Consider the following 7,126-nt stretch of genomic DNA (forward strand, 5'->3'; position numbering starts at 1 on the left):
TTCTTTTAATTTCTCTTTTATTATAGGGTAATTATTTAGAGAATTGGATACAATTGAGTTATTATATATTTCACAATACTTTTTTGTCATCTTGATCAACAGAAATAATTATATAGATCTTATTCTAAATCAAAATCTTTAGCGAATATTACTGCCTTAGGCTTTAACTCTTTATATAGCTTTCATATGTCTTTTTTTATTGCAAGATCATAATTTTTATAATCTATAATAATTTTCTTAACATTTGAATTATCGATTTACTCCTCTATTTGTTGTGTTGGTGGATTTTCTGCTTCTACCTCAATAATTTCAGATTTGGAAGAAACAATTTGGTAGCGTTCAAGACTTGCAGGTAGCGCCTTATTTCCTGAATCAATACCGAGTTTTTGGATATTCTTAACTCTTGACATAAAATTACGATTAAAAGAAGCCGCAAACTTATCATAATTAGTAACCATATTATGCAGATTATTGCCAATTTTTTGAGAATAATCTGCTATAGTACCAATAGAGCTTAATAATTTTCTTACTTCTTCAATAATTACTTTATAATTTTCTGAACGTCTATGATCAGTAATTTGAAATTTTGCGAATGAAAGCATATTCATAAGCCCACTAGGACCTACTGGGAAAATACTACAGCCCCAAGCTTTTTGTAGAAAATTAGGATCAGCTGCAATAACTTTTTCAACGGCTTGTTCAGTGGGTAAAAACATCAAAGTAATGACATTGTTATAATTCTGTTCTTTTTTATTTAAGTCAGCTAAAATATTTTCAGCATAATCTTTATTGGCTAACGACTTTAAGTGATAATTCATGGTTTTGCTAAGATTTCCGCTATTATCCTGCTCATCAACTAAAAATTTGGAAGCTTTTGAATCAATCACCATCAAATTACCGGAAGGTAGAAAAATAAGTGCATCAGGTCTTAATTTAGTGCTATCTGAGGTAGTTAAACCATATTGCATGATGAAATCTAAATTAGAACGTAATCCTGATGATTTTAAGATATTTTCAAGAGTAATCTCAGCAAGTAGCCCTGCCCCAATAGGCGAAAGTAACGACTGTTTGATTAAGTCCACTGTGCTTTTAGACTGCTCAATATCTTTATTAAGTGCTCCTACCATAGTAATTAAACGCTCAAACTCGCTATTAAATTTTCCTGAAGCAGTAGCAATGTTTTTCTCAGCTAGCTCTCTTGCTGCTGTATTTTCCATTTTATGTATTTCAATTAGCTGCTTAGATAAATCTTTACCCAAATCAAATAAAGCAGCTTTAGCCGAAGAAAAAGATTCACTACGTATTTTTTCGGAATCTTTAATAGATTGTTCTTGATACTCTACTCTGCACTTTAGTTGTTCAATTTTTTGTAAGTAAGCTATTTTTTCTTGATTAAGCAGCTGATTATGATTAGAGAGTTCTAAGTTCTGATCTGTTAAGAATTGTAGCTGAGTTTTTAAAGTTTTGATCCTTATACAAAACCAAATATTTAAGCTTACTAAGATGAGTAAAACTATTGAGGCACTTAGTAATAAATAAGGCATATGGAAAATATTGTTTAGTATAGATGTTATCCCGTGGCAGCATTGTTGCGTGGTTCCGATGTCATTCCTGAGAAAGCAGGAATCCAGTAATTACTAAATAAAAATTTAGTTATTTTTATAATCAAAAATTCTATTTATTCAAATTTTTTCTGGATTTCCGCCTGTGCGGGAATGACATACAAAACATTTTTCGAGCCATGCAACAAAACACTAGGCTCCTTGCAATGACTTACACCAACCTTAAGCCGGTATATCTTCAACAGCTGATTGCTTTTTACTTGATTTTGCTGCTGGAGTAATAATAGAAGTAATTATTGGCTCTATTAGCCCCTTAACTACATCTTCCGTGATAGTAACACGTTGTTTCTTTAACTCAGCGACTTTATACATACTATCAAGTAAAAGATGCTCAATTATCGAACGAAGTCCTCTTGCTCCAGTTTTTTTAGCTAAAGCTTTTTCAGCAATAGCTTCTAATGCAGAATCCTCAACTATTAACTCAGCTTCATCAAGCTCAAATTGTTTTCTAAACTGTTTTATTATAGCATTTTTTGGCTTAGTTAAAATTGTAACTAAAGCTTCCTTATCTAAATCATCTAAGGTTGTAACGATTGGTAATCTTCCAATAAATTCAGGAATTAAGCCAAATTTTGTTAGATCCTCAATCTCTAAAGATTTAAGAATTTCTCTGTTGATTTTTTCTTTGTCAATATTTACATTTGCTGCAAAACCTATAGAACTATTATTTGTTCTAGAAGTTATGATGCTATCAATTCCCATAAAAGCACCACCGCAGATAAACAAAATATTTGAGGTATCGAACTGCACGAAATCTTGCTGTGGATGTTTTCGACCACCTTGCGGAGGAACGGAAGCAACTGTTCCTTCCATAATTTTAAGCAGTGCTTGTTGTACGCCCTCCCCTGATACATCTCTAGTAATTGAAGGGTTTCCGGACTTTCTAGCAATCTTATCAACTTCATCGATATAAATTATTCCTTTTTGAGCTTTTGCGACATTAAACTCGGCGGCTTGAAGTAATCTAAGCAGAATATTCTCAACATCTTCACCAACATAACCAGCTTCCGTTAAAGAGGTAGCATCAGCCATAGTAAAAGGTACATCTAAAATTTTAGCAAGTGTTTGAGCAAGCAAAGTTTTACCTGAACCGGTAGGACCAATTAACAAAATATTGGATTTATTAAGTTCAACATCATTATTGCCTGATTGGACATATTCGAGCCTTTTATAATGATTATATACCGCTACTGCTAAGACTTTTTTAGCTTGATCTTGACCAACTACATAATCATTTAAAACTGAACATATTTTTTGCGGAGTCGGAATGGTGGAAGTAATTTGCTTTAATGCAATTTTACTTTCTTCTTCCATTATATCCATGCATAAATTTATACATTCATCGCAAATAAATACTGCGGGACCTGCTATTAATTTTTTCACCTCATGCTGCTTTTTACTGCAAAATGAACAAATTAATTCTTTTTTATTAGCTTCTACTACCATCAATTTTTCTTTTTTAATATTATATTTAATTGTATGAATCAGTTTTTCGTCATTGCAAGAAGAAACTGAAAGTTTCGACGAAGCAATCTCAGGAGTTTGCTTTATGAGATTGCCACGTAGGCAAAGCCTGCTCGCAATGACAGACTTTTCTTATAAAACTCGTGCATACATATAGTAATCTTTATGCTCATTTGCAACTACTTCATATTTCTTACGTATTCCCTCACGTGCAAATCCGCATCTCTCAAGTAAATTAATTGAACGAATATTATCAGTAATTACTGTTGCTTGAATTCTAATGATTCCCATATGATCGGCAATCTTTAAAATATTTTTTATAGATTTTAACATTATGCCCTGCCCCCAAAAGCTATAATCCAAATCATAACTGATTTCTGCCTTGTGATGCTCTAGATTTATTATATTAAAACCGGCAGTGCCAATAAGTTTATTATCGGTTTTAAGTGCAATACCCCAATAAAAACTTCTGTGGTTCTTATATAAACTAGACCAATAACGAATTTCTTCCTTAGCTTCCTCTAAAGTTTTTGGTCTATTACTATCGGTTATATAAATAGCCATTTCAGGCTTATTCATATAATTAAAATAATCTTCCACATCTGCGTCCGTTAGCTCTCTTAATATTATATCATTTAAATCGAGCGTAGGAAAGGGGGAGTATAAATATTTTCTATCAATCATACATGTATACTCGCTGAATTTGAAAAATTGGCGGCGGCGTCTTTGTAAATCCTCGGATGCTCACGTATTAAGTGTATACGCTCCACTCCTCGTCTTACAGTCTCCTTGCTCTTTTCCAAATTGAGCTTCGTCTACCAACTATTTGTTTATTAAAATAATATATAATTAATTGGGTCTTGTACATTATTCTTTTTAAAAGCATCAAGCCTTATCGTACAAGCAAGGCAAGTGCCGCAAGATAAATCATCTTCGCTAGGATCATAACATGATATAGTATTTTTATAGTCTACTCCAAGCTCAAGCCCTGTTCTAATTATCTGATCTTTGGTCATATCAATCAAAGGAGTATGAATAGTAACTCCGCCTATATTAGTTGCTAGATTTGCCATTGCTTCAAAAGATTTTATGTATTCAGGGCGGCAATCAGGATAATTTGCTGAATCGCTAGTATGTACCCCTATGAAAATATCCTTAGCACTTATTACTTCAGCAAACCCTAATGCATAACTTAAAAAGATCGTATTACGAGCAGGTACATAGGTAACAGGTACATCTTCAGGTAGCTCTTTCGCATCATGATAATGAGGAACTTTTATATTATCATCGGTAAGAGCAGAACCACCAAAAGCTCGTAGGTCTATATTAATAATTTTATGCTGCTTGACGTTATATTCTTTTACTAGCTCTTTAACTTTTCTTAATTCAGCATTGTTACGCTGCCCGTAATTAAAGCTTATAGCATGAATCTCATAACCTTGCTTTTTCATTATTGCAAGAACAGTAGCAGAATCCGCCCCACCACTAACTAAAATAACTGCTTTTTTCATTTCTATATTCATTTCTTTATTAAGAATAATTATAATACAATTATATAAAATATATACAGAAATTTTTATGACCACAAAAATATTTATTAAAGAAAAAACTATCAATAGTAAAGATTTGAGTGCTTTAAGCAAAGATATAGACAACGCTAAAAAAGGTACAAATTAATACAACAATTATCAGGTAAAAGCACCTCAAATATGTCTACTGATGAAATAATGAAATTAACACGAGGTAAGGTATAAATATTCTTGACTAAATAATGATAATAATTTAAAGTCACGCTGTTACTTTGATAACTCATGGCGGGTGTAGCTCAGTTGGTTAGAGCATCAGGTTGTGGTTCTGAGGGTCGCGGGTTCGATTCCCGTCACTCGCCCCATTTTTTAGTTTTGTTAACGTCACGTCATTGCGAGGAGCAAAGCGACTTGGCAATCTAATACAAACATCCTGAGATTGCCACGCTCATTTCATTCGCTCGCAATGACGTTTTTTTTTCATATGAACATCAACCTTTTATATAGATTAGCTAAAAACTTAAGATTCTATAAAAAAGATTTGATCATTGTTATAATCTCTCTTCTTAGCGTATCACTTTCATTATTACTAATCGGTAATGTTTTCAGAAATTTAGTTGATCAGGGTTTGGTTTTGGATCATCCTTTGGCAGTTAATAAATCCATATTATATATCTGCCTGCTTATTATTATCTTAAGTATTGCTAGTTTTTTCCGCTCGTATTTTATCAATAATGTTGCTGAGAAAGTCTCAAGTCAAATAAGAAAGGAAGCATATAGCAATCTAATTAATTACGAAATTACTGAATTTGAAGAGCTAAAAATCGGCGATATAATCTCACGTCTTACGAGTGATATAGATCAAATATCTAAGCTCATTGTTAATTTCCTATCCTTTTTTATTCGCAATTCGGTGATGCTAATCGGCAGTATTATTCTGATGTTTTTTGAAAGCTTTAAGTTGGCATCGATAGTAATTATCACCATTCCTTTGCTGCTAATTCCCATAATCAAATTTGGTAAACACGTTAAAGCTTTATCCAAAAAAACCTTAGAATCTCAATCACTTTTAGCATCTGATATTAACGAAAGCTTTAGTAACATCAAAACCATTCATGCTTTTGGCGGTCAAATCGCTAAAATTACCGAATTTAATAATTTACTGCAAAATTATCTAAGTTATTCCGCAGCACGTTTAAAAATTCGTGCTTTATTCTTTGCGTTCTCAATGGTCCTTATATTTCTTGGGATTACACTGGTTATTTGGATTGGAGCTTTGGATATAGTAAAAGGGAATTTATCCTCTGGTCAAATTATATCATTTATTTATTATGCAATTATTGCCGGTTTTAGTAGTGGCGGTATTTTTGAGTTATTAAGCGAGATGCACTTGCCACTTGCTGCTTTAGAGCGAATAGTTACTATTATTGATAAATCACCTATAGTCCATAATAATTATTCAGATTTAAAGCCGACTAATTCTATATCGTTAGAGTTTAAAAACGTAAATTTTTCCTACCCATCAAGACCTAATTTAAAAATTATCAATAATATATCTTTTAAAATAGATGCTAGTAGTTTTATTGGAATTGTCGGCAGATCAGGTTCAGGCAAAAGTACTTTGATGCAGTTATTATTACGCTTTTATATCCAGGAAAGCGGTACAATCCTGATCAGCAACCAAGATATATCTCTTTTAAATCCTAACGGAATCCGTAAGCTAATTGCTTATGTTCCGCAGGAAGCTAGTATTTTTTCTGGTACTATTAAATCAAATATTATGTTTGGTAATGACGCTAGTGAAGAGGATACAGCAGAAATAATAAAAATTACCGGTATAGCTGATTTTGCTGATAAAATTCCTGATGGGATTAATGCCAAAATAGGCGAAAAAGGCGTAAGATTGTCAGGTGGGCAGAAGCAAAGAATAGCCTTAGCAAGGGCTTTACTACGCAAACCGCAAATTCTACTTCTCGATGAAGCAATGAATGCTTTAGATAGTCAAAGCGAGCAGAAACTATTAAACTCTATTAGGGATATAATGCAAGGGAAAATCATCATATCAATCGCCCATCGCATTAGTAGCATAGAATCAGCCGATAATATTTTGATAATAGATAAAGGAGCGGTAGAAGCCGAAGGAACGCACGCTCATTTACTTAAAACCTCCGACCTCTATCGCACTATTTGTAAGGAAGTAGATTAATGGTTATATTTCATTGTTTGTTTATTGACTTTCAAGATAATATAGGTTATTTCTGATTCTTGTAATATTGATTTCTATAACTTTATAAATATAGCTCTTTATATGTCTAAACTAAAAATCTCACTAATATTTGCTTTTGTAATTATTATAAATACTGCTGTTAATGCTAATAGTAGCATTAACAATGAAATCTATAAATCTCAAGATCACAAACAAGAAAAACAAGCTGATCTACTTAATAAAATAAAAGTCAGTGCTTCTAGATATTTATCATATAGGGATATTTCGGCTCAATTAAATTAGGAAAA

General features: G+C 32.4%; 6 protein-coding genes and 1 tRNA gene. 3 read left to right on the plus strand and 4 right to left on the minus strand.

Going from position 1 to position 7,126, the window contains the following annotated elements; all coding sequences use genetic code 11:
• Positions 1-257: 257 nt before the first annotated feature.
• The 4 genes from ACOAL3_RS06640 to queC all read right to left on the minus strand — a co-directional run bounded on the left by ACOAL3_RS06640 (position 258) and on the right by queC (position 4,597).
• Positions 258-1,544 carry a DNA recombination protein RmuC gene (locus ACOAL3_RS06640; protein ID WP_419234638.1) on the minus strand — a complete coding sequence of 429 codons (1,287 nt, stop codon included), beginning with the start codon at positions 1,542-1,544 and terminating at the stop codon, positions 258-260.
• Between the two features lie 240 nt (positions 1,545-1,784).
• Complete coding sequence (clpX, locus tag ACOAL3_RS06645) at positions 1,785-3,068, minus strand: ATP-dependent Clp protease ATP-binding subunit ClpX (RefSeq protein ID WP_395477408.1); 1,284 nt, start codon at positions 3,066-3,068, stop codon at positions 1,785-1,787.
• 150 nt (positions 3,069-3,218) lie between these two features.
• Entirely contained in the window at positions 3,219-3,770 is a 552-nt protein-coding gene (locus tag ACOAL3_RS06650) for a GNAT family N-acetyltransferase (RefSeq protein ID WP_395477407.1), read from the minus strand.
• 149 nt (positions 3,771-3,919) lie between these two features.
• A complete protein-coding gene (gene queC, locus ACOAL3_RS06655; RefSeq protein WP_395477406.1) occupies positions 3,920-4,597 on the minus strand; it encodes a 7-cyano-7-deazaguanine synthase QueC in 678 nt (225 codons plus the stop codon).
• A 303-nt stretch (positions 4,598-4,900) separates the two neighbouring features.
• On the opposite strand from queC, the gene ACOAL3_RS06660 reads away from it, so the two are divergent.
• From ACOAL3_RS06660 to ACOAL3_RS06670, 3 genes are all read left to right on the plus strand, one after another.
• Positions 4,901-4,977 (plus strand) — tRNA-His (locus ACOAL3_RS06660).
• Between the two features lie 119 nt (positions 4,978-5,096).
• Positions 5,097-6,818 (plus strand): ABC transporter ATP-binding protein, encoded by a 1,722-nt coding sequence (locus ACOAL3_RS06665; protein WP_419234639.1) that lies wholly within the window; start codon positions 5,097-5,099, stop codon positions 6,816-6,818.
• 102 nt (positions 6,819-6,920) lie between these two features.
• Positions 6,921-7,121: a hypothetical protein gene (locus ACOAL3_RS06670; protein ID WP_419234640.1), complete on the plus strand. Its 201-nt coding sequence runs from the start codon at positions 6,921-6,923 to the stop codon at positions 7,119-7,121.
• Positions 7,122-7,126: the final 5 nt, after the last annotated feature.

Source organism: Rickettsia endosymbiont of Nabis limbatus (assembly GCF_965196655.1).
In the GTDB taxonomy this organism is placed as follows: domain Bacteria; phylum Pseudomonadota; class Alphaproteobacteria; order Rickettsiales; family Rickettsiaceae; genus Rickettsia.

Excerpts from the sequence above, each read along its gene's own strand:
- queC (WP_395477406.1), bottom strand. The coding sequence starts at position 4,597 with ATGAAAAAAGCAGTTATTTTAGTTAGTGGTGGGGCGGATTCTGCTACT.
- ACOAL3_RS06650 (WP_395477407.1), bottom strand. The coding sequence starts at position 3,770 with ATGATTGATAGAAAATATTTATACTCCCCCTTTCCTACGCTCGATTTA.
- ACOAL3_RS06665 (WP_419234639.1), top strand. The coding sequence starts at position 5,097 with ATGAACATCAACCTTTTATATAGATTAGCTAAAAACTTAAGATTCTAT.
- clpX (WP_395477408.1), bottom strand. The coding sequence starts at position 3,068 with ATGGTAGTAGAAGCTAATAAAAAAGAATTAATTTGTTCATTTTGCAGT.
- ACOAL3_RS06640 (WP_419234638.1), bottom strand. The coding sequence starts at position 1,544 with ATGCCTTATTTATTACTAAGTGCCTCAATAGTTTTACTCATCTTAGTA.
- ACOAL3_RS06670 (WP_419234640.1), top strand. The coding sequence starts at position 6,921 with ATGTCTAAACTAAAAATCTCACTAATATTTGCTTTTGTAATTATTATA.